The organism is Corynebacterium sp. MSK041, assembly GCF_030232265.1.
GTDB lineage: Bacteria > Actinomycetota > Actinomycetes > Mycobacteriales > Mycobacteriaceae > Corynebacterium.
On sequence record NZ_JASPJK010000019.1, the window covers coordinates 1 to 22,146 of the forward strand.

Genomic DNA, 22,146 nt, shown 5'->3' on the forward strand with positions numbered 1-22,146 from the left:
CACCAACGAAGAAGAAACAGCTGCCTAACCATGAGGTAGCTCCACTACGTGTCCACCATTTGCGGGCAACCCCATGTCGGTCTTTCTACGGCCGCTGATTCCCCTGTTACTAGTTCAACGACTAAGGAAGTATCAATATTCAAGTTCTCTCTAGACACAAGCCGCAAAAAATCTAAAAGCCCTCGATAGGCGGAAAGCTCTTTACAAACTCCGTAACGCCTTTCCAATCCATTGCAGTAATCATCCACAGAATCCTGATCTAACTCGTCCAATAATCTCAGGCCACGGTTGGAACCTGGAAGCGATATTTTTGGATTGGTTCGAATAATCGACCTCAAGAGCTTCTGATCATTCTCAGGAAATTCTCTGATCTCGTCCCATACGACTCGCAGATAAGCTTCATTGGCAGCATCTGAAAGCTCTGATAATAGAGAATCGCGCCTCTGACACTCCACAATTCGTTCCTGGCGCGACAGGCTAATGGCTTGTCTATCCAGCAGCTCCATGTTTGTTTTTGATTGTCGCGCTCCCATCCTCCATAGAATGACGGGTACGACGGCTGTAAAAATCATCGACAGGAAACCGACTAGAAACGTTGGATCCGACCATCCCCAATTGTTAACGATATCGTCTTTCCACGAAGAGAGAGTTTGAGTAAATTCAAACACCCTCAATCTCGGGTTTGCGGACATTTTCTTACGATCCATTCCTAGTCCGGGCTTGCTGACGTCTTGACCTTTACCCTGGCCATTGTTCAGTCGTTATCGGTTAAATATCTTCTGAATCAGAGCCACACATACAAACTTCCTGTCAACTTCCACGAACCCGGTCCCAGACAAGACACGCATTCTGCCCTAGGCATTTTAATCAAATTATCCTGGTATAACCCACCCCCTCCCATTTGTCTAAATAGAACAGAACTTGCGACAGCTTCCTTTGTTCGAGTTGTTTACCAGCCGCGCTCCGCAAGACGGTGCGGTGCCGGCAGGTCAGCAACGTTGATGCCCACCATGGCCTCACCCAGGCCACGGGAGACCTCCGCAACGGTGGCAATGTCCTGCCAGTTCTGCGTTGCCTTCACTACAGCAGCAGCACGTGCTTCGGGGTTGCCGGACTTGAAGATACCGGAGCCAACGAAGACACCGTCCGCGCCGAGCTCCATCATGAGCGCTGCGTCAGCCGGGGTGGCCACACCACCAGCAACGAAGAGCGGAACCGGCAGCTTGCCGTTCTCAGCCACGTAGGCAACGAGCTCGTAGGGCGCTTGGAGCTCCTTGGCGGCAACGTAGAGCTCATCGCGGTTGGAGTTCCAGATGGACTGCAGTTTGGCAATTTCACCCTTGATGGTGCGCAGGTGCTTGGTGGCCTCAGAGACATCACCAGTTCCTGCCTCACCCTTGGAGCGGATCATGGCAGCACCCTCGTTGACACGACGCAGTGCCTCACCCAGGTTGGTGGCACCACACACGAACGGCACGTTGAAGCCACGCTTATCAATGTGGTTGACGTAGTCAGCCGGGCTGAGCACCTCAGACTCATCGACATAGTGCACGCCGAGGTGCTCCAGGATCTTGGCCTCCACTGAGTGGCCGATACGCGCCTTGGCCATCACCGGGATATCCACCGCAGCCAGGATGCCCTCGATGAGGTCCGGGTCAGACATACGAGCAACGCCACCCTGGGCGCGAATGTCAGCCGGCACACGCTCAAGCGCCATGACGGCAACCGCGCCAGCATCCGCGGCAATCTTTGCCTGCTCGGGGGTGACCACATCCATGATCACGCCACCCTTGAAGGTATCGGTCAGTTCAGCTTTGGAGAGATTGGTAGTGAAAGTCATGGTGCCAGTCTGACCCACCAACTGGTAGATTCCTAGTGCCAGTTCTATTTAGATTCTTTGTACCAGTATGCTTATCGACGTCTCCCGCGCCCTCCCCATCCCCCTCCCCGCGCAAGTAGCCACCGCCATCCGGAGGACTATCACTAACGGGACACTGCAACCAGGGGACGAAGTCCCCTCGACACGAGAGCTAGCAAAACTGGCAGGCATTTCTCGCGGAAGTGTGGTCACCGCTTACGACCAGCTCATCAGCGAAGGCTACCTGCTCGCATCACAGGGCTCGCCAACGCGCGTGCACCCTGATCTGCCAGCCGGGATCCCAGGCGTGGCGAAAGCGCCAACTTTTCGGCCAAAACTTGAACCGGCGCAAAAAACCATCTCATTGAAGCCATCTTCGGGGCATGCCGGCGGGGTCCGCCCCGCCGCGTGGCGTCAAGCGTGGCGGGAGGCTGCTGCTGAACCGGCCATCGTCATCGACGCCGCTGGACAATCCGAACTACGCCGTGCGATCGCCGAACATCTTCGCCTCGCCCGCGGGCTGACCGTGAGCGAAGACCAGATTATTGTCACCGGCGGTTCGCGTGAGGGTCTGATGCTCATACTGCTCACCCTCGCAAAGCGTCACGGCCAGTTGAGGGTCGGAGTTGAGGACCCTGGCCACCCCGGCCTGCGCCGCGTTATCCCGACTGTGGGACACGAAGCGGTGCCGTGCTCAGTCGACGAGTCCGGCGTGAACGTACACCTTTTGCCCAAAAAGTTAGATGCTGCGCTGGTCACCCCCGCCTATCAGTACCCGCTCGGCGCGTCGATGCCTGCCGGGCGCCGTTCAGAACTCCTCACCTGGGCAGCCGAGACCGGCACTGTCCTTATCGAGGACGACTTCAACGCCGAGCTGCGCTACCGGCTCGCACCACAACCGCCCCTGGCGGCGCTGAACACGGCGGCAGATGTCTTCACTCTGGGCACCTTCTCGACATTGCTCAGCCGCAACCTTTCAGCCGGCTACGTTGTCACTCCCCCGTCCTTCGCTGAGGACGTGCGCGAAACGCGGAAGATCCTCGGCATGCCAGTGTCCGCTGTCACTCAGCTAGCGGTCGCGCACCTTCTGCAAAACGGCCACGTTCGCCGCAACACGAAGGCTGTGCGGAACAGGCTCACGAAACGCCGGGCGATCATCCAAGCTGACCTCGCTCCCGTACTCGAGGCCCGTGGCGCACACGTAAGGGAAATGGCGGAATCCAATGGCGTCGACCTGGCGTTGACGTTCGATTCCTCGAACGACCGCGACGCGTTCGCAGCCACTCTCCGAGCGGACCGCATCGAATGTGGACGGTTAGAGTCCCTGTGGTCTGGGCAGGAACAGCAGCACGAAGGCATCATCATGAGCTTCGCGCATTTGTCCGACCAGGATTTCGACACTGTTCTTCGCGCACTCTGTCCTTCCCCATCTACCACCAATTAGACACATCCCATTTTGGGATACAATAGGCTTCATGAACTCGCAAACAAGACAAATATCGCTGAGGATCTCTGACAGCCTTGTTTCCGCTATGGATGAGGCCGTCGCATCAGAACTAGCGCGCAGCCGCGCGGACATCGTCGAGAGTGCAGTCGAAAGAGAGCTGCGCAGGCTTATCGCGCTCAGGGACGTGGAGATCCTACGAGATAACCCCGAACCAGAAGCCGACCTTATAGTGGACTGGGTAAGCCGAAACGTAGTGTTCGATGACTGACATCCGGTCCGGGGGCATCTACTGGGTTCAGTTGGACAAGATCCGCCCTGCAGTGGTTCTTACACGCGACGTCGCCGTACCTTATCTTTCTACTATCACGGTTGCCCCAATTTTCACCAAGGTGCGGGGGGTGAAAACAGAAGTGATCGTCGACGAACGAAACGGCCTGGATCACGAATCTGCGGTGAACCTAGACAATGTGCAAACGGTCTCCAGAACCAGTGTGTTGGATGAGATCGGGTTTCTCACATTCAGACAAAAACGTGAACTGGCGTGGGCCCTCGTGCTCGCGTTCGACCTCGAGATACGTCTGCGCGATATTTAACTACCTTTCGGCTCCTCGAGCTATCACAGCACCTCAGCTGCGACTACCCGCTTGCCAGTGCGCCCGGTGATACGCGCCCACTCGTCCGGATTAGACACGTTGGGCATGTCTTCGCTCTCATCCTGCTCCGCACGCACCGCGGCGCGCAGATGATCGGCCGTCACGCCGGACCCGTGCCCGGCGATCTCATCCTTGATGGCCAGCTTCTTCGCACGGTCCACAACGTTGGCAATCATGGCGCCGGAGACGAAGTCGGAGTAGTGGAGGGTTTCCTGGGAGCCGTCGACAAGCGTGAGCTTCACGAATGGCCGCGGCGCGTAGAGCGTATCCACGGCAACCTGGATGAGCTCGTCCACCTCCCCATCGTGTGGGAGGTCATCGGTCAAGTAGCGTGCGAAGATGTCTTTCGCCTCCGTGCGATCAGGCCTATCGACGCGGATCTTGATGTCCAGGCGACCCGGCCGAAGGATAGCCGGGTCGATGAGTTCCTCGCGGTTGGTTGCGCCGATGACGATGACGTTGGCGATGTCTTCCACACCGTCAATCTCCGTGAGGAGCTGTGGCACCACGGTGGTCTCCATATCGGAGGAAACACCGGAGCCACGTGTGCGGAAGATGGATTCCATCTCGTCGAAGAAGATGATCACCGGGCGGCCCTCTGAGGCGAGTTCACGGGCACGCTCGAAGATGAGGCGAATGCGGCGCTCGGTCTCGCCCACATACTTATTCAGCAGCTCAGGACCCTTGACGTTGAGGAAGTGCGCTTTGCCGCCATCGCCGATACGCGAGGACAAAGAGTTGGCCACGGCCTTGGCAATGAGCGTTTTGCCACATCCCGGCGGGCCATACAACAGCACGCCCTTCGGGGGCTTCAGATCATAGGCCTTGTACAGATCCGGGTGCGCAAAAGGCAGTTCAACGGAATCGCGGATCGTCTCAATCTGGGAGCGCAGGCCACCGATGTCGTCGTAGGTGACGTCCGGGACTTCTTCGAGTGAGAGTTGGTTGACCTCCGTTTTAGGGATGCGCTCGAACGCATAGCCGGACTTGTAGTCGAGCAACACTGTGTCACCAGCACGAGCGGTCTTCTGCAGCTTCTCTGTCAGCTGCACCACCTGTTCAGCTCCCTGCATGTCGGAGACAATCGCACGGTCAAAACCTATTTTCTCCGACACGGTGCCCAGCTGCCCCACGCGGGTGAAACCGCAGGCTTCCACCACAACGGAACCTTCGCCCAAACGGACAAGCGCACCGATGAGCAAGGAACCCGGCTCCACGTTCGGCGATACCTTCAAACGCATCCGGCGCCCGGAGGTGAACACCTCTGCTTCCTGTCCACGGCGCGCCGGACCCAAGTAGATCCCGTAAGTGGACGCTGGTTCACCGAGGACTTCCACCTGTGCTGAAAGATCCTTCAGCTTGTCGCGCGACGATTTGAGCATTTCAGCCAGCTGCTTATTGCGCGCGCCCAAGGCTTGGTTCTGAATTTTCAGTTCCCGGAGTTCAGCTGCAGGATCGGTCATGCTGTTTAGCTTATCGGCTCTGTTTAACGGCGAGCCTTACGCTGCGGTCGCGGTGGGGTGACACCATCTGCCAAACGCCGCGTCCACACGAGGAAGGCGGTGTGCGCATTCATGCGGTGTTCCGGGCGAGTAGCCAGGCCCTCGACCTTCCACTCACGCAGCAGGGTCTCCCAGGAGCGTGGCTCGGTGAAGCATTGAGCAGCGCGGATGCCCTCCACAATGTTCATCAGCTGTGGCACGGTGGCCACGTATGTCATGAACACGCCACCGGGGATGAGCACGTTCTTCACGGTCTCGATGAAGTGCCATGGCTCCACCATATCCAGGATCACGCGGTCAACAGGTCCGCCAAGATCTTCCTGGGTGACCTCCCCGAAATCCCCCAAACGCGGGGTCCACCACTCGGGTTGGCCGCCGAAGTATTCCTCAACATTGTCACGCGCGAACTGCAGGTGATCATCCCGGATCTCGTAGGAAAACACATGGCCTTGCGGACCCACAGCACGCAGGAGCGACATAGTCAATGCACCCGACCCAGCGCCAGCTTCCAGCACACGAGCACCCATGAAGATATCGCCCTCAACGAGGATCTGGCCCGCATCCTTCGGATAAATCACTGCAGCACCACGCGGCATGGACAACACATGGTCCACCAGCAGGTGACGGAAGCACAGGTAGTCCGAACCCATGGAAGACCGCACCACAGAGCCTTCATCGGCACCAATGATGTCGTCATGGGCAACCGCACCCTTGTGGGTGTGGTAGTTCGCGCCCGGGACAAGCTCAATGGTGAAGTGACGGCGCTTCGCGTCAGTCAGCTGCACTTTATCGCCGGGGCGGAAGGGGCCGGAGTACATGGTTCTCCTTGTGGTTGGGGGTCAATCCAGAGATCAGTTATGCGCCAACAAAGTATGCCGTAAGAGCATCCGCGAACCATAGTTGGTCCTGTACACCAGCAAGTTCACGCGCGGAATGCATGGACAACAGCGGAATGCCTACGTCCACGGTGGGAATGCCCAGGCGTGTCGACGCAATCGGTCCAATCGTCGAACCGCACGGCACGGAGTTATGCCCCACGAATGTTTGTACCGGGACGTTGGCGGCTCGCGCCGCACGAATCCACGCGGCTTCGGTTACCGCATCAGAGGCGTAACGCTGGTTCGCGTTGATCTTCAGCACAGGCCCGCGGTTCATCAGCGGACGATGCGTCGGATCATGTTTGCCCGGGTAATTTGGGTGCACAGCATGCGCCGCGTCGGCGGAGATCATCGTGGACTGGCGGAAGACGTCGATAGGCTGGCCCGTGGTTTCAGCCAGCATGGTGAGAACGTGCTCCAGTAGCGGCCCACCCGCGCCCGTGACGGAGGCCGAACCGACCTCCTCATGGTTGAAGGAAGCCAGCACCAGCACATGGTCCGGATCCTCTTCCACAGCACGCAAAAGCGCGCTTATCGACGCCCACAGGCTCGACACATTATCCAACCTCCCCGCCGCCAACATGTCCCCAACGACCTCAGGCTTCTGCGCGTCCGCACTGATAAGTTCGTGCGAGACGATCTCGTCTACCTCTACCCCAGCGGATGCGGCCACGATGTCCATGATCGGGGAATCCACCATCATGACTGGCTGCGTATGAACCTGACAGTCCATGTCCGGCGCATCGCCGCGGTAAAGGTGAATGGCCAAATTCGGTACACGTGCAACGGCGCCGGTGTCCACGAGACTTGTGGAACCGTCCAGCAACGCGACTCGCCCACCGAAACGCAGTTCCCGGTCAAACCAGGAGGACAAGATCGGCCCACCGTAGACCTCCACCGCCAACTGGCGGAATCCTTCGCTCTGCACGTCCGGTTGGGGTTTGAGCATCAACCCTGGTGAATCCGTGTGCGAGCCGACGATGCGGAAACCCGGTTTTGGGTTCTCGGGGATCCACCAGGCGATGACGGCGCCGCCGTCGATAAGCACGTGCCCTCCTGGTGAGGTAGCCGTGTCTTCGCTGAAACCTGCGGCGACAAGCGCATCGCGCGTATTCGCGGCGGCGTGGAAGGCGCTGGGGCTGGCGGTGATGAACTCGGTGAAATCGCTGATCTGGTGAGCAACTGGCATACACACCACTCTAGGATGAAGAGCAATATGACTCCACGACCGCTCGCATTATCTCCGTCCCGCGCTAATGACTACCAGCAGTGCCCGTTGAAGTACCGCCTGCGCGCCATTGATCGGCTTCCGGAGCCCAAAACGGAGGCACAGGTGAAAGGCAACCTCGTGCACGCTGTGCTCGAAGAGATGCACGCGTGGCCCCGTGAACAGCGCACGTACCCGGCCGCAGTGAAGCAGATTAAGCCGTCCTGGGCGGCGATGTTGGAGCAGGACTCCACACAAGCAGAACCGATCGAGGATGAGCATCAGCTCTTCGTCGATGCGCGCACTCTTCTGCGCGGCTACTTCGAGATGGAGAATCCACTCGGCTTCGATTCGCACGAGCAGGAAATGTACGTGGATACCGTGCTGCCTAACGGCGTGCCAGTACGTGGCTTCATCGACCGCGTGGACATCGCGCCCACGGGTGAGGTGCGCGTGGTGGACTACAAAACCGGCAAGAAACCCTCGCCACGTTTCTCCGCTGAGGCGCAGTTCCAAATGCGGTTCTACGCGCTGGTGTATTGGCGCTTGTTTGGCACGATCCCCCACCAGCTGCGACTCATGTATCTCAAGGTAATGGACTCCATGTTCCTAGCTCCCTCGCGTGAGGAGCTCGAGTACTTCGAACGAGACCTAGGTGACTTGTGGGCCAAGATCGAGGCCGATGGCACATCCGGCAACTTCCGCCCGAAGAAATCCAAGCTGTGCGACTGGTGTGCATTCCAGTCCCTGTGTCCTGAGTTCGGTGGTACCCCGCCGAACTACCCGGGGTGGCCGGGCAGCACTGCGGATACTGCTGCTGGCGCTTAGAACAACCCGGTGATCTTGCCGTTGCCGTCCACGTCAATGTTGTTAGCGGCGGGCACCTTGGGCAGACCCGGCATGGTCATCACATCACCGGTCAGAGCAACGATGAAACCAGCGCCAGTACGTGGAATGAGTTTGCGCACGTGCAAAGTGTGCCCGGTCGGTGCGCCGAGCTGATCCGGGTCATCGGAGAAGCTGTACTGCGTCTTGGAAATACACACCGGCAGCGTGTCCCAGCCGTTTTCCTTGAGCGCTTTCAGGTCGCGCTGGGCGTTGACGGAGTACTGCACCGCATCCGCACGGTAGATCTCCTTCGCGATGGTCTCAATCGCATTCTCAATCCCGTCAGCCGGGTCGTAGAGCTGCGTCGAAGTGTTTTCAGTGAGGTTGTCTAGCACCACATCAGCCAGCTCAAGTGCGCCCTGCCCGCCCTTGGCCCACACGTCGGCTTGCGCCAGAGCCACACCAAAACCAGCAGCCCATTCGCGCATAGCATCCATCTCCGCCTCGGTGTCAGACGTAAAGCGGTTCAGTGCCACAACAGGTGTGACGCCGAACTTGCGGATGTTCTCCACATGGCGCTCCAAGTTCACCACGCCAGCGCGCAGAGCGTCGAGGTTCTCTTGTTCCAAGTCTTCGCGGGCAACACCGCCGTTGTACTTCAGCGAGCGAATCGTAGCCACGACGACGGCGCCAGCAACATCGAGGTCGCCATAACGAGCCTTGATGTCAAAGAACTTTTCAGCACCAAGATCCGAACCAAAGCCCGCCTCTGTGAGAACAATGTCAGCACAAGCCCGCGCTGTTTGCGTAGCGACGAGGGTGTTACAGCCATGCGCAATATTGGCAAAGGGGCCACCATGGATGAAGGCGGGTGTGCCGCCGAGGGTCTGCACCAAATTCGGGTTCATCGCCTCCTTGAGCAGCGCCGCCATCGCACCTTCAGCCTTGATCTCCCCCGCTGTGACAGGTTTAAGGTCATATGTGAAACCAATGGTGATACGAGCCAGACGCTTCTTAAGGTCCTCCAAGTCCGTGGCCAGACCAAGGATGGCCATGATCTCACTGGCGGCGGTAATAGTGAAGCCCGTTTCTGCTGGCAAACCATTACCTGGTCCACCAAGGCCCGTGACCACTTTGCGCAGTGAGCGGTCATTCACGTCAAGGCAGCGCTGCCAGGTGATCCGGCGTTCGTCGATACGCAACTCATTGCCCTGCTGGATGTGGTTGTCGATCATCGCAGCGAGCGTATTGTTGGCGCTGGTAATTGCGTGGAAGTCCCCCGTGAAATGCAGGTTGATGTTCTCCATTGGCACGACTTGTGAGTAACCACCGCCGGCAGCACCACCCTTAATGCCCATGACTGGGCCGAGCGACGGCTCACGCAGCGCCACGGCAACGTTGTGTCCGCGCTGTGCCAAGGCATCGGTGAGACCAATGAGCACAGTGGACTTACCCTCACCCGCCGGGGTCGGGGACACACCGGTGACAAGGACGAGCTTGCCCTTCGGAGTCCCCTCAATCTTCTGCAGATCCACCTTGGCCATCGAATGGCCATAAGGAATCAGTACATCTTCGGGAACCCCCGCTTTTTCTGCAATGTCTGTGATCGGCTCGAGTGTGTGGGCTTGTGCAATTTCAACGTCAGTCATCGGTTGGTTCATATTTTCCAGCCTAGGCGAAAGCTACAGGACAACCGCCCCGATGCCATAACCCAGCAGCACTGAGACGAAGATACAGAACACGCCGGGGACAATAAAGGGGTGATCAAAGACGTAGTGGCCGATTCGCGTAGAGCCAGTGTCATCCATTTCCACCGCTGCGAGCAGAGTCGGATACGTGGGAAGAACGAATAGCGCCGACGCAGCGGGAAAGGCCGCGACAGCAGTCAGAGGGCTCACCCCGATGGCAAGAGCCGCCGGCATAAGAGCTTTTGCGGTCGCTGCCTGTGAGTACAGCAAAGAGGCAGCAAAGAACAGCACCACAGCAAGCAACCACGGCTGGGATTGCAAGACATTGCCAGAAATGCTTTGGATGTCATCGATGTAGTGGTTAATGAAGGTCGTGCCCAGCCAAGCAACACCAAGCACACAGACCGTGGCGGACATACCGGAACGAAAAACTTGGGTGCCAAGGATCTCCGCTGCTGAAATCTTGGTGACAATCACAATCAACATAGCTGCAGCCAGCATGATCGCCATGATTGCTTCGTTACGCGGAATAGTTGGATCAGCGATCAGGCCCACCTGATCGGAGATCAGGGTTGCGTAGAACATCACAACCACAATCGCCAGAAGGAAGATCGCAACCGAAGCCTTCGCTGCCCGTGTCGGCACATATCCGGTCTCCGAAGCTGGTGGTTTAACCAGTCCGTCCGCCAGTCGGTTTTGATATACGGGATCATCGCCCAGGTCTTTGCCTAAACGGTTAGCAATCCAGGCGGTAGGGAAAATAGCCAGGAAAGTCGCTGGAAGCATTACGGCCAGCAACTGAAGATAGCTCACACCGAGCGGTTCCAGGATCGAAGCCATGAACACGACGGCGGCGGAGATGGGTGATGCCACGATTGCCATCTGCGAGGCAATAACGGCCACGGACAACGGGCGTGATGGTCGCACTTTCCCTTCTTTGGCCACCTCCACGATGACTGGAAGCGTAGAAAAAGCAGTGTGCCCAGTCCCCGCCAGAACCGTCATCAGCCAGGTGACAATAGGCGCGTATAAAGTGACGTGTTTCGGATCCCGCCGCAAGAACCTCTCCGCTAGGTAGACGAGGTAATCCATGCCACCCGCACGTTGCATGGCGGAGATCGCGGCGATAACGCACATGATGATGCCAATGACGTCGAAGGGAATATCTTCGGCCGTCACCGACATTCCTGTCGCGCCGAGCAGCAACACCCCCAAGCCGCCTGCGAAACCAATCGCAATGGATCCATACCGTGCGCCAAGAACAATAGCGCCGAACAAGATGATGAGTTGAAGGACGAGCAACATGGTGATCCCACTTTCCAAAAACAGTCCTCTTGCCAGTATGGAATGTAAAAATCCGCTTGGCCATAAAACCAAGCGGATTCTTTCCCGATTGTGTGCGGTTTAACAAACCCGGAAGATACCGATGGCTCTTCGCGCTAGTCCAGATACAGCTTGCCGCGGTACTCCGGGTGCATTAGGTTCTGCTTGCTCAGAACTTCATTGAGCGTTTCTTCATCCAGCAAGCCCTTCTCCAGAACGAGCTCGCGGACACCACGACCGGTTGCAGCAGCTTCCTTGCCCACCAGATCTCCGTTGTGGTGACCGATGAACGGGTTGAGGTAAGTGATGATGCCGATGGAGTTGTCCACGTACGCTTGGCACACATCCTCATTAGCGGTAATGCCCACAACACACTTCTCACGCAGGGTGCGAGCAGCATTGGCCAGCAAGTGAATGGACTCAAACAGGGACTGCGCGATCACCGGCTCCATCACGTTGAGCTGCAGCTGACCAGCTTCAGCAGCCATGCTCACGGTGAGGTCGTTGCCGAAGACCTTGAAGCACACCTGGTTGACCACTTCGGGGATCACCGGGTTGACCTTCGCCGGCATGATGGACGAACCAGCCTGGCGCTCTGGCAAATTGATCTCGTTGAGGCCAGCGCGCGGGCCAGAGGACAGCAGGCGAAGATCATTACATATCTTGGACAGCTTCATCGCTGCACGCTTGATCGCAGAGTGAGCCATCACGTATCCGCCGGTATCAGAGGTTGCCTCAATCAGATCCGGAGACGTGGAGATAGGCAGACCGGTCACCTCACGCATCGCCGCAACAACCTGGTCGCGGTAGCCACTTGGGGTGTTCACACCAGTACCGATGGCGGTGGCGCCAAGGTTGATCTCCAGAAGATCATTCGCCGCGCTCTTCAGCGTGCGCTGTTCCTCCGCCAAGTTGGAGCCAAACGCAGTGAATTCAGCACCCAGAGTCATCGGTACAGCATCCTGCAGCTGGGTGCGGCCCATCTTCAAAATGTCCCCAAACTCATCGCCCTTTGCACGGAACGCATGCTGCAGCTTGTCAAACTCTTCGAGCAGGCCCTGCAGTGCGTGGTACAGACCAAGACGGAAACCAGTGGGGTACGCGTCATTGGTGGACTGGGACATGTTCACATCATCGTTGGGGTTGATGATGTCGTAGCGGCCCTTTTCATGGCCCAGCGTTTCCAACGCGAGGTTGGCCACAACCTCGTTGGTGTTCATGTTCACCGACGTACCAGCGCCACCCTGGAAGGCATCCGTGGGGAACTGATCCATGCAGCGCCCCTCATCCAGAATGAGGTCACATGCGGCGATGATCGCGTCAGCCTTGTCCTTCGGCAACGTGTGCAGACGACGGTTAGCCATCGCTGCAGCCTTCTTCACCATGACCATGCCACGCACGAAGTCCGGGAAATCCTGGACCTTGGTGGAGGAGATGTGGAAGTTGTCTACGGCACGCATGGTGTGGACGCCGTAGTAATTCTCATTGGGGACATCAATCGTCCCAAGCAAGTCTTCTTCAGTTCTGTAGCCCATGGGGCCACTATTACCACATTCTAGATGCGGGCGATGCGCAGTTCAGAAGCCAGAATCGCTTCCGCGCCCGTAGCTGCAAGTCGATCCATGAGAAGGTTCGCTTCTTTCCGCGGAACCATTGCACGAACAGCAACCCAATTCTCACGCTGAAGTGGCGACACGGTCGGACCGGTTAACCCTGGGGTCACCGCCACTGCTGCATCCAGGTTCTCGCGCGAGATGTTGTAGTCGAGCATGAGGAAGTTGTGAGCAGTGAGAATACCCCGAATGCGGGAAAGCACCACCTCATCGTTCGCGGTGAGTTCACGGCCTTTTCGCTTCACGACGACAGCCTCACTCTTCACAATCGGCTCCCCAAACGGAGCCAGCCCCTGTTGGCGCAGCGTTGCACCTGTGGACACCACGTCCGCAATCGCATCTGCAACACCGAGCTTGATGGCGATCTCCACCGCACCATCAAGACGGATGACCTCTGCCTCAACGCCACGTTCAGCGAGGTAGTCAGCCGCCAAGTGCGGGTAGGAGGTAGCCAGGCGCTTTCCGTGCAGATCCTCCACCGTCCAGGTTTCATCTGCTGGCGCAGCGAAGCGGAAGGTCGAACCGCCGAACCCGAGGCTCAACACCTCTTCTACTTCCGCGCGGGAGTCCTTGGCAAGATCACGGCCGGTAATACCGAGGTCAAGGTGACCACCAGCGACGTAGATGGCAATGTCCTTCGGACGCAGGAAGAAGAACTCGACGTCATTGGCTTCGTCGACAATATTCAACGCCTTGGAGATTCCGCGGCCCTTGTAGCCGGCCTCCTTGAGAATCTCAGTGGCAGCTTCAGACAGGGAACCCTTGTTGGGAACAGCGATCTTGATCATGGCGGCGGTGTGTTCTCCTCTAGAGGTACTTGTAAATGTCGTCGGGGGTCAGGCCACGGGAGACCATCATCACCTGCGTCCAGTAGATGAGCTGGCTCATTTCCTCGGCGAGTTCCTCATCGGACTGGTACTCGGAGGCGATCCACACCTCGCCAGCTTCCTCGATGATCTTCTTGCCAATCGCATGCGGGCCTTTATCCAGTGCCTCTACCGTGCCGGAGCCAGTAGGACGCTCGACAGCTTTAGTGGATAGTTCTGCGAAGAGTTCATCGAAGTTTTTCACGCAGATCACTCTAATCTATTGCGAGCTTGCTGCACGGAACCGGGCATAAACCCACTCCGCATCACAACCCACAAATTCCTGCGGGTCCAGCGGCACAACACCCTCCGGAACCTTCTCTGCAAGACCAAGGACCACGCATCCAGCCGCAGCGGCAGCGCTCATTCCTGCCCACGAATCCTCAAACACGAGGCAATCCTTGGGGTCCTGCCCCACTGCTTGAGCAGCTGCCAGATACATATCCGGGGCCGGCTTCGGGTTGAGCACCTCATCCCCAGTCACAGAACCACAGAAGAATTCACGCCCCACTGCATCGATGCAACGATCCGCCAACTCGCGTTCGGTGTTGGTGGTGACCATCATGGGGATGCCGTCGATAAGCAACGATGCGAGCAATTCCCGCACTCCCGGATTCGGCTGCACATCCGCTGACAACAGCTCACCCATCCGCTCATACATCCACGCGCGGTAATGCTCATAGTCACCGGGCTGAAGCTCCACGCCTGCCCACTCGGCACACACGCGCAGCGTGTTGGCAAAGCTGCCACCGACAGTCCGCTCGCGCTGTTCTGCATCGAGTCTGCGACCAAGCTTTTCAGAAAGCTCAAACGTGGCTATGCCCCACAGAGGCTCCGTATCCACCATCGTGCCGTCCATGTCCCAAAAGACAGCGGCAGGCCGCGCGCTAGTCAAGCTCAGGCAGGGAATTCAGGGCGTCCTCAGTAGCGCCCGTTGCTGCCGCCGCACGGTAAGCGAAGTCCTGGAGATCAGCCTTCTCTTCTGGCTCGAGCACCGCATCCGCGTGCTGCGCGTTGAACTCATGGAGGTTCGTGAAAAACGGTTCCACCACGGCATTCAGCTTGTCCGCACCCGGGTCAGCATCGACGAGATCGAGGGCATCAAGGTACATTTCCAAAAGTCGCTTCAGATCAGGCAATACAGCCGGATCAAAAGGCTCGTCCCAGAACTCCTTGTCATCCTCGTTGAGGTAGGAGCCAGTGGCAAAGGTGGTCAGGTCGTCGATGAACTCGTTGACATCGTCCTGGAACTGTTCACGGATCGTCATAGTCGCTATTGTCGCCCAGAATTAGTACAGCTGCACACCAAGCAACCCATAAACCGCGTCCGCGATCAATCCCCCGTGGTCACCGGGTGAACCATCAATAATCTCAAGGGCCAGCGACGTGTTCAGATCATCAGCCAAAGCAGCACGCAGCTTATCGACGACGCCCAGCGCCACCTCCTCACTCACCTCTGTGCCGAACGCCTCCCGCCACGCAGCGAGACGCTTAGCTGCGACGTCAAGGGCCTCATACGAGAAATCGCGATCCTGGCGGTAGTGGCCGGCAAACACAGCGAGGCGGATGGCGCCGGCCTCATGTCCCGCTTCGGTGAGCTTGTGCACGAAGACAAGGTTGCCCAGGGACTTGGACATCTTCACCCCGTTGAGGGCAATCATTCCTGTGTGCACGTAGTGCTCCGCCATGCGGTCCACACCATAAGCCGACTCAGCATGGGCGGCAGAGAACTCATGATGCGGGAAAGCCAGGTCCGAGCCACCCCCCTGGATGGCAAAGCTGCGCCCCAAACGGTTCGTCGCAATGGCTGAGCACTCGATGTGCCAACCCGGCCTTCCTGCGCCAAAAGGGGCATCCCATGATGGCTCGCCAGGACGATGACCGCGCCACAACAACGCATCGAGCGGGTCGCGCTTGCCCTCACGCTCCGGGTCCCCACCACGCTCGGCGAAGTACTCCTCCATCGTTGCGCGATCCAAATTGGATTCGTAACCGAACTGCTCAGTGGCGGTGATCGGGGCGTAGATATCGCCGTGGTCAAGTTGGTAGGCACTGCCTGCATCGAGAAGCATCTGCACCATCCCGATGACCTCGTCGACCGATTCCATCGCACCGATGTAATCGCGTGGCGGGATGACAGACAGAATCTCCATATCGCTGCGGAAAAGATCAATTTGGCTTGTGCCCAGCTCACGCCAATCCACGCCATCGCGCTCCGCACGCTCAAACAGCGGGTCATCCACATCCGTGATGTTCTGCACGTACGTCACATTGTGACCATTAGCCAGCAGTTGGCGGTACACCAGATCAAAAGCCAGGTAGGTGGCCGCGTGACCTAGATGCGTCGAATCGTAGGGAGTAATGCCGCAGACGTACATTCCCACTTCCCCATCGCGGACGTGAACCTCCTTGACCTGCTGATCAGCAGTATCAAAGAGGGACAAAGGGACTGGCCCACCAGCAACGGTAGGCACTACGGGAGTAGGCCAAGAACGCATGGTGGCCAGCCTACAAGCCCATGTAGATTCGCGTGTCCAGTGGGGGCGCTAGAGTCACCTGCATGAAGAAGCGCTCCGTGATTACCGCGTTTACCACCGCGATTGCCCTCACCGCATCCACCATCCCAGCAATGGCTACAGAGCCCAGCACTGCACCTTCCTGCCCGTCGGTACACATCGTCGTGGTCTCCGGAGCGCACGAATCAACCACAGCAGACTCACCGCAAGACATCCGGGGTTTTGCACATGGTGTTAATTTCGCTGCTGAACTACAAGACGCGTACCCAGGAACCGTGAGTGCCTGGCAGCTGCCCTATCCATCCACTGTGACCGCGATGGGCTCCGCATTGGACAATCGCACCCTCGCGGAACGTGACAAGGGCTATCTCCCTTACGGAGCATCCCGTGCGGAAGGCGTACGCCTAACTGCGGAACACATGTCAGAATTTGTGAGCCGGTGCCCTGACGTGCAGTTCATTCTCGCCGGGTACTCGCAGGGCGCTTCTGTCATCGGTGACGCCGTTGCTGCTGTTGGACGTGGCGCGGTCCCAGGGGTCACTGCCGATGCAATCCTCGGCGCATACCTTCTTGCGGATCCGGGACGCTCTCGGACCACCAATGAGGAAGTACTATTGCAGGACGGCACGCGGGGACTCCGCAGCGCCACCGGAGAAATCCTCGTCCCCGTCGACCAAGGCCTACCACCCGCTACCTACGATGGGCTCACTGGGCCTCGTGCAGCTGGCTCCTTTTCTCCCTTTGGGGACCGAGTCCTGTCTTTCTGCCACCCCCTTGACTCCGCCTGTGCAACTGCATCTCACCGTCTTCCACAAAACCTAGGGAAAACGCTCAATGAGTGGGAAGATACGCCCGATCACACGTTGGCGGCGAAGGACGCTATGTCAGACCCCAAAGTGCTCGGTGCCCTTTTCCTCGTTAGTCTGCCACTACTCATTCTCACGTCACTCGGGTTCTACTCCCCCATCCCGAAACTCATCGACTCAGTTGCAGGCCTAATTAGCCTCAACGCTGCGCAGAGGGCTGCTGTACGCGCAGTGGCCAGCGAAATTACCCTGATCGGACACGTGACCAATACGTACCACCAAGCGCAGTCTTCGAACACGGGGCCTGCTGTCACACCTTTCGACCCCGAAGTAGACAAACTGTCCACTGACGGTGGGAGCTCCCAGTCCTCCCGCTTAAGCAGTGTTGCCGTGACTCAGATGCTCAAAGGACACCACCATGTGCACTATTTCACGGAAGACCCTACAGGTTCGAACAATTCCAGCCAGGATGGCACTGGGCCGTACACGGTGGGTGGGAAAGTCGTCGATAAGTGGATGCGCGATGACATGGAGGCGAGGATTATTGGGGTGCTAGAGCACAGCCCCTCCTGAAGCATCCATGACCCCGGTAGCCAGCAAAATCATCACAATAATGCCCAGCGGGATGCGATACGCAGCGAACCAGGCGAAGGAATGGTGGGACACGAACTTGAGCAGCCACGCGATCGACGCGTACCCCAACGCAAACGCGATGACGGAGCCCACGAGGAGCTGACCGCCTGATGCGGCTTGACCGGCTTGGGGGGCGAAGGCGTCGGGAAGCGAAAAGAGCCCTGATGCGAGGACAGCCGGGATGGCGAGCAGGAAGCTGAAACGCGTGGCCACCTCACGGTCCAGACCACGGAAGAGACCACCCGAAATTGTGCCACCTGAGCGCGAGACACCCGGGATGAGAGCGAGGCACTGCCACAAACCCATAGCAACGGCATCCTTCATGGTCAGTTCCTCATACCCGCGTGTCTTCTTGCCCACTCGCTCCGCGAATATGAACACGAACGAAAACAGGATGAGCACCGCGGCGGTGATCCAAAGATTGCGGAAGTTCTCACGAATCAGGTCCTTGAGCAGCAGACCCGCAACCGCGACGGGGATCGTGCCCACGATGACCATCCAACCCATCCGGTAATCAAAGCCACGCTTCTCCGGGTTGAACAGGCCGGCGAACCACCCCGTGAGAATCTGCCAAATCTCCTTGGCAAAGAACACGAGAACAGCAAGCTCAGTTCCCAACTGAATGACCGCAGTGAAACTGGCGCCCGCATCTTGCCCCCAGAACAACTCGGACACAATACGCAGGTGACCGGAGGAAGAGACAGGCAGAAACTCCGTGAGTCCCTGCACGATCGACAAAACAACCACCTGGGCCCACGACATGGCTTCAGGGGCGGCTACTGCTGGTGCACTGAGATCCATCACGGTGGACACCCTACAACCGCGAACCGTCAACGCTGGCATGGCGCGGCGTGACCAAACAAGGTTGATAGGCTTAACCGCGTGAAAACTCTCCGTCTTGTGCCCCTTGCCGCGACATGTCTGCTTCTTGCCGGGTGCTCCCCAGCAGTGCAGGACAAAACCGAACAAGCGCTGAACATGGGTAACGCCGAACCGGCTCAATCCCCTGCCTCCACGGCGCCGGATGGAGAGATCATCCCGGCGCCCGCGATCGCGGATATTGATGCGACCGGGGACATCTTGGGCGTGCGCCTGGCAGACGCATTGCAGGTCGGCGACCTGGCGGCTTTCCGCTCTGGCACGGTGCAGTCGATCGGCGTGGATGCTTCTGTCGGCGACATCTCCGCGAATGCGGGGCGCTTTGCCGTCGTCCGCACAGAAAGCAACACGGTGGAGCTTATCGACGCTTCCACGGACCACTCCTCCACCCGCATTCCCGTCGGAGACGACATCACGGTGGCTGCCCCCTTGGCCTCGGACAGCATCGTTGCCGGCTCTGACTCCGTTGAACGCGTGTGGGTGTACTCCAAGGACGGCACGGAGAAGGCCACGTTCAAAGTGGCGCGCCCCTCTGATCACATCCTTGCGCAATCGCTTGATGGTGAGGACCGAGTCGTGCGCGTGAATCGCTTTGACACCACGATCCAGGACCTTCACGTGTCTGAAGGCAACCAGGGCGGCACGCTGCGCGTTGGCCTTGGCGTGGGCAAGGTAACTTTTGCTGAAGATGGTGTGGTCCTCGCGGCTGACGCCACTGGCGACAGGTTGTTCATCTACACCACCGATGAGGTCGTGCGCCTGCACCAAATGGTTCCCACGGACGGCCGCCCCTGGGCTGTCGCTTGGGACAGCAAGCGGAAGCTCGCGTGGGTAACCTCCACCGCCGATAACACCGTCGTTGGCTACGACATCTCCCAAGGCGTACCCCTAGAGAAAATGCGTTTTAACACCGTGGCCGCACCACAAAGCCTTGCCGTGGTGGACAACGGCACGCTGATCATTGGGTCCGCCACCGGTGACGGCCTCCAAGTAATCAACCCTGACAGCGCGGACAAGGAGTAACCGTCATGCGACCATACGACCTCTTGCTTAAGGCAATGTTCCTGCTCCCCCCAGAGCGCATCCACGGCATCTTGAGCACAGTGTTTAGCGGTGTGAGCCGCTCCCGCATTGTCAGCGATGGACTGGGCCGCATCCTGCCCCACCGCGACCCTGTACTTTCGCAAGAGGTCTTCGGTGTGCAGTTTCCGGCTCCACTGGGCCTGGCCGCCGGCTTTGACAAGAACGCCACAGCCATCAACGCGTGGTCTGCTCTCGGCTTCGGCTACGCCGAGATGGGCACCGTCACCCCGAAAGGTCAACCTGGCAACCCAGCCCCGCGCCTCTTCCGTTTACCCGCGGACAAAGCAATTCTCAACCGCATGGGGTTCAATAATTCAGGTGCTATCACCGTTGCCAGCAACTTAAAGCAACGTCGCCCCGGCAACGTGGTGGGCATCAACATTGGCAAGAACAAAACAGCTACTGACGCTGTGGCCGACTACCGCTCCGGCGCAAGCCTGCTCGGCCCACTCGCGGACTACTTGGTGGTCAATGTCTCCTCCCCGAACACCCCTGGTCTGCGCGATTTGCAAGCCATTGAAGAGCTGCGTCCAATTCTGTCCGCGGTCAAGGACGCCACGGACACCCCCGTTCTAGTCAAGATCGCCCCCGATCTAAGCGACGAGGACATCGATGCCGTAGCGGACTTAGCCATTGAACTTGGCCTCGACGGCATCGTGGCCACGAACACCACCATCAGCCGGGACGGCCTGAAAACCGATCCCGCTGAGGTCAAAGCCATGGGCGCTGGTGGCATCTCTGGCGCCCCTGTCCAGGCCCGTTCATTGGACGTACTCAAGCGCCTGCATACCCGTGTGGGCAACCAGATTGTGCTCATCAGCGTGGGAGGCATCTCCACACCGCAGCAAGCCTGGGAACGCATCACCAATGGTGCAAGCCTCTTGCAGGGATACACACCGTTTATTTACGGCGGCATCGGATGGATCAGCGGCATCCACCGCGGCTTGGCCAACCAAGTCCGAGCACACGGGCTGTCAAGCATCAGCGAAGCCGTGGGAAGCGGCTTGGCATGGAAGAACTAGCCTAACCAGTACTGGGCTAGGACCCACTATTGGGCGATGGAACGACGCAACACCAGCGCGCACAGCACCGCTGCACCTGCCCACAGCACCAACCAATAAGTCTGTGTGACAAACAGCGCCGTGTCCGGAATGAACAGCGACACGATAATCATCACGGTCGCCGCCAACTGCGCGACAAAGCGGGTGCGGGTGCCTTTGCCATCAGGTGAGATAACCACGAATGCACCAAAGAGCAGCGCAGCGATACAGATCAACACCGTTGCCGGAGTGAATGTGAACAAGGCGTTACCTGTGAAGAATGCGATAACTGTCAAAATCACCAAAACTACGGCAAGGGCGATAAATGCCCCGCCAGCACGCATCTGAATCGGAACCATTGTGCAGATACTACCTGGCGAGGCACCACAACACGGTCAGGTTGATGCCGCGTTTGCCTAGTTTTCGTCCCAACCCCAGATAATCGCGCGACCGAGCGAATGGAAATTCAGGTTGAAACCAAGCTGTGTCGGGTTGGCAATACCATCAGCAGGCAGGACCGTATCCACAGCGTGCACCGCAAACAAGTAACGATGCGGGCCGTGGCCTGCAGGCGGATTAGAGCCGTAGTACCCCTTGATACCGGAGCAACCGGTCAACACAACGGCACCCACGCCGAGACCATCCTTGGATCCGGCATCAGCTGGAAGCTCCGTAACATCAACGGGAATGTTATACGCAGCCCAGTGCCAGAAACCCGAAGCGGTCGGTGCATCCGGGTCAAAACACGTGACAGCAATACTCTTCGTTCCTTCCGGAAGATCAGACCACGACAACTGCGGGGAGACACCGTCATCACCCCGCTGGGCGACGGGAAGCTGCTCCCCTTCCACCAAATCAGATGAGGAGACGGGGAACGCCGGCACGTCGACGAGCGGCGCATACGGGTCAGGGCCTGGGAAACGATCAGATACATATGAAGCAGTCATGGTTCCTTTGTACCGATGAACTGACTCACTGGCTACGAATTGAGCAAATAACACTCGCAGGATTCATAGTTTGTAATGCCGATTTGGCGGACTCATGCGCAACGTCCTATAGTTCTACGAGTGCCCAGCCTCCAAGGCTGACAACACCCAAAGCCCGGGTGGCGGAATGGCAGACGCGCTAGCTTGAGGTGCTAGTGTCCTATTAACGGACGTGGGGGTTCAAGTCCCCCTCCGGGCACGGCCCAACACCCTTCCGAAGCGATTCGGAGGGGTGTTCTGCATTCTTCCAAACGACAGTTGGGGGCTTAAGGGACATTTCGTGTGGATTTGCGGCGTGTCGCACTAAGGGACATTTCGTGTGGATTTAGGAGCGTCCGGC

At 58.3% G+C, this 22,146-nt stretch carries 22 protein-coding genes and 1 tRNA gene; 7 read left to right on the forward strand and 16 right to left on the reverse strand.

Features of this window, described 5'->3' with window-relative positions; genetic code table 11:
• Positions 1–44 precede the first annotated feature (44 nt).
• Positions 45–707, reverse strand: a complete 663-nt coding sequence (locus tag QP968_RS10420) for a hypothetical protein (RefSeq protein WP_284856345.1) — start codon at positions 705–707, stop codon at positions 45–47.
• 242 nt (positions 708–949) lie between these two features.
• Complete coding sequence (gene pdxS / locus QP968_RS10425) at positions 950–1,840, reverse strand: pyridoxal 5'-phosphate synthase lyase subunit PdxS (RefSeq protein WP_284856346.1); 891 nt, start codon at positions 1,838–1,840, stop codon at positions 950–952.
• Between the two features lie 67 nt (positions 1,841–1,907).
• Between pdxS and pdxR the strand changes: the two genes are divergently transcribed.
• On the forward strand, positions 1,908–3,302 hold the full coding sequence (gene pdxR / locus QP968_RS10430) for a MocR-like pyridoxine biosynthesis transcription factor PdxR (RefSeq protein ID WP_284856347.1): 1,395 nt from the start codon (positions 1,908–1,910) through the stop codon (positions 3,300–3,302).
• Positions 3,303–3,565: 263 nt separating this feature from the next.
• On the forward strand, positions 3,566–3,898 hold the full coding sequence (locus QP968_RS10435; RefSeq protein ID WP_284856348.1) for a type II toxin-antitoxin system PemK/MazF family toxin: 333 nt from the start codon (positions 3,566–3,568) through the stop codon (positions 3,896–3,898).
• Between the two features lie 23 nt (positions 3,899–3,921).
• Here the strand turns inward: QP968_RS10435 and arc are convergent, their stop codons facing one another.
• From arc to QP968_RS10450, 3 genes are read right to left on the reverse strand one after another with little or no spacing between them, the layout of a single operon-like run.
• Complete coding sequence (gene arc, locus QP968_RS10440; protein WP_284856349.1) at positions 3,922–5,421, reverse strand: proteasome ATPase; 1,500 nt, start codon at positions 5,419–5,421, stop codon at positions 3,922–3,924.
• Between the two features lie 23 nt (positions 5,422–5,444).
• The gene (locus QP968_RS10445) at positions 5,445–6,278 is read right to left on the reverse strand and encodes a tRNA (adenine-N1)-methyltransferase (RefSeq protein WP_284856350.1); all 834 of its coding nucleotides are present in this window, start codon (positions 6,276–6,278) and stop codon (positions 5,445–5,447) included.
• A 37-nt stretch (positions 6,279–6,315) separates the two neighbouring features.
• Entirely contained in the window at positions 6,316–7,527 is a 1,212-nt protein-coding gene (locus QP968_RS10450; RefSeq protein WP_284856351.1) for a M18 family aminopeptidase, read from the reverse strand.
• A gap of 15 nt (positions 7,528–7,542) precedes the next feature.
• Between QP968_RS10450 and QP968_RS10455 the strand changes: the two genes are divergently transcribed.
• A complete protein-coding gene (locus QP968_RS10455; protein ID WP_502869992.1) occupies positions 7,543–8,373 on the forward strand; it encodes a RecB family exonuclease in 831 nt (276 codons plus the stop codon).
• On the opposite strand, the gene QP968_RS10460 is transcribed toward QP968_RS10455, so the two are convergent.
• From QP968_RS10460 to mshC, 8 genes are all read right to left on the reverse strand, one after another.
• On the reverse strand, positions 8,370–10,034 hold the full coding sequence (locus QP968_RS10460) for a formate--tetrahydrofolate ligase (protein WP_284856353.1): 1,665 nt from the start codon (positions 10,032–10,034) through the stop codon (positions 8,370–8,372). The genes QP968_RS10455 and QP968_RS10460 overlap by 4 nt on opposite strands.
• A 21-nt stretch (positions 10,035–10,055) precedes the next feature.
• A complete protein-coding gene (locus QP968_RS10465; protein WP_284856354.1) occupies positions 10,056–11,366 on the reverse strand; it encodes an anaerobic C4-dicarboxylate transporter in 1,311 nt (436 codons plus the stop codon).
• A 134-nt stretch (positions 11,367–11,500) separates the two neighbouring features.
• Positions 11,501–12,919, reverse strand: coding sequence for an aspartate ammonia-lyase (gene aspA / locus QP968_RS10470; RefSeq protein WP_284856355.1), 1,419 nt, complete (start codon positions 12,917–12,919; stop codon positions 11,501–11,503).
• Positions 12,920–12,939: 20 nt separating this feature from the next.
• Positions 12,940–13,785 (reverse strand): ATP phosphoribosyltransferase, encoded by an 846-nt coding sequence (gene hisG, locus QP968_RS10475; protein WP_284856356.1) that lies wholly within the window; start codon positions 13,783–13,785, stop codon positions 12,940–12,942.
• 19 nt (positions 13,786–13,804) lie between these two features.
• On the reverse strand, positions 13,805–14,068 hold the full coding sequence (locus tag QP968_RS10480; RefSeq protein ID WP_284856357.1) for a phosphoribosyl-ATP diphosphatase: 264 nt from the start codon (positions 14,066–14,068) through the stop codon (positions 13,805–13,807).
• Between the two features lie 15 nt (positions 14,069–14,083).
• Positions 14,084–14,758 carry an HAD family hydrolase gene (locus QP968_RS10485; RefSeq protein WP_284856358.1) on the reverse strand — a complete coding sequence of 225 codons (675 nt, stop codon included), beginning with the start codon at positions 14,756–14,758 and terminating at the stop codon, positions 14,084–14,086.
• Positions 14,751–15,131, reverse strand: coding sequence for a hypothetical protein (locus QP968_RS10490; protein ID WP_284856359.1), 381 nt, complete (start codon positions 15,129–15,131; stop codon positions 14,751–14,753). The genes QP968_RS10485 and QP968_RS10490 overlap by 8 nt, the downstream gene beginning before the upstream one ends.
• A 21-nt stretch (positions 15,132–15,152) precedes the next feature.
• Complete coding sequence (gene mshC, locus QP968_RS10495; RefSeq protein WP_284856360.1) at positions 15,153–16,361, reverse strand: cysteine--1-D-myo-inosityl 2-amino-2-deoxy-alpha-D-glucopyranoside ligase; 1,209 nt, start codon at positions 16,359–16,361, stop codon at positions 15,153–15,155.
• 62 nt (positions 16,362–16,423) lie between these two features.
• Here mshC and QP968_RS10500 point away from each other — a divergent pair, with 62 nt between their 5' ends.
• Positions 16,424–17,758, forward strand: a complete 1,335-nt coding sequence (locus tag QP968_RS10500) for a cutinase family protein (RefSeq protein ID WP_284856361.1) — start codon at positions 16,424–16,426, stop codon at positions 17,756–17,758.
• Here QP968_RS10500 and QP968_RS10505 read toward each other — a convergent pair.
• Positions 17,738–18,580, reverse strand: a complete 843-nt coding sequence (locus QP968_RS10505; protein ID WP_284856366.1) for an undecaprenyl-diphosphate phosphatase — start codon at positions 18,578–18,580, stop codon at positions 17,738–17,740. The two genes, QP968_RS10500 and QP968_RS10505, sit on opposite strands and share 21 nt — an antisense overlap.
• A gap of 120 nt (positions 18,581–18,700) precedes the next feature.
• Between QP968_RS10505 and QP968_RS10510 the strand changes: the two genes are divergently transcribed.
• A complete protein-coding gene (locus tag QP968_RS10510; protein ID WP_284856362.1) occupies positions 18,701–19,720 on the forward strand; it encodes a WD40 repeat domain-containing protein in 1,020 nt (339 codons plus the stop codon).
• A 5-nt stretch (positions 19,721–19,725) separates the two neighbouring features.
• Positions 19,726–20,802 (forward strand): quinone-dependent dihydroorotate dehydrogenase, encoded by a 1,077-nt coding sequence (locus QP968_RS10515; RefSeq protein ID WP_284856363.1) that lies wholly within the window; start codon positions 19,726–19,728, stop codon positions 20,800–20,802.
• Positions 20,803–20,828: 26 nt separating this feature from the next.
• Here QP968_RS10515 and QP968_RS10520 read toward each other — a convergent pair whose 3' ends face one another.
• Both QP968_RS10520 and QP968_RS10525 read right to left on the reverse strand, forming a co-directional pair.
• On the reverse strand, positions 20,829–21,179 hold the full coding sequence (locus QP968_RS10520; RefSeq protein WP_284856364.1) for a hypothetical protein: 351 nt from the start codon (positions 21,177–21,179) through the stop codon (positions 20,829–20,831).
• 57 nt (positions 21,180–21,236) lie between these two features.
• The gene (locus QP968_RS10525) at positions 21,237–21,767 is read right to left on the reverse strand and encodes a YbhB/YbcL family Raf kinase inhibitor-like protein (protein WP_284856365.1); all 531 of its coding nucleotides are present in this window, start codon (positions 21,765–21,767) and stop codon (positions 21,237–21,239) included.
• 152 nt (positions 21,768–21,919) lie between these two features.
• On the opposite strand from QP968_RS10525, the gene QP968_RS10530 reads away from it, so the two are divergent.
• Positions 21,920–22,005, forward strand: a tRNA-Leu gene (locus QP968_RS10530).
• Positions 22,006–22,146: the final 141 nt, after the last annotated feature.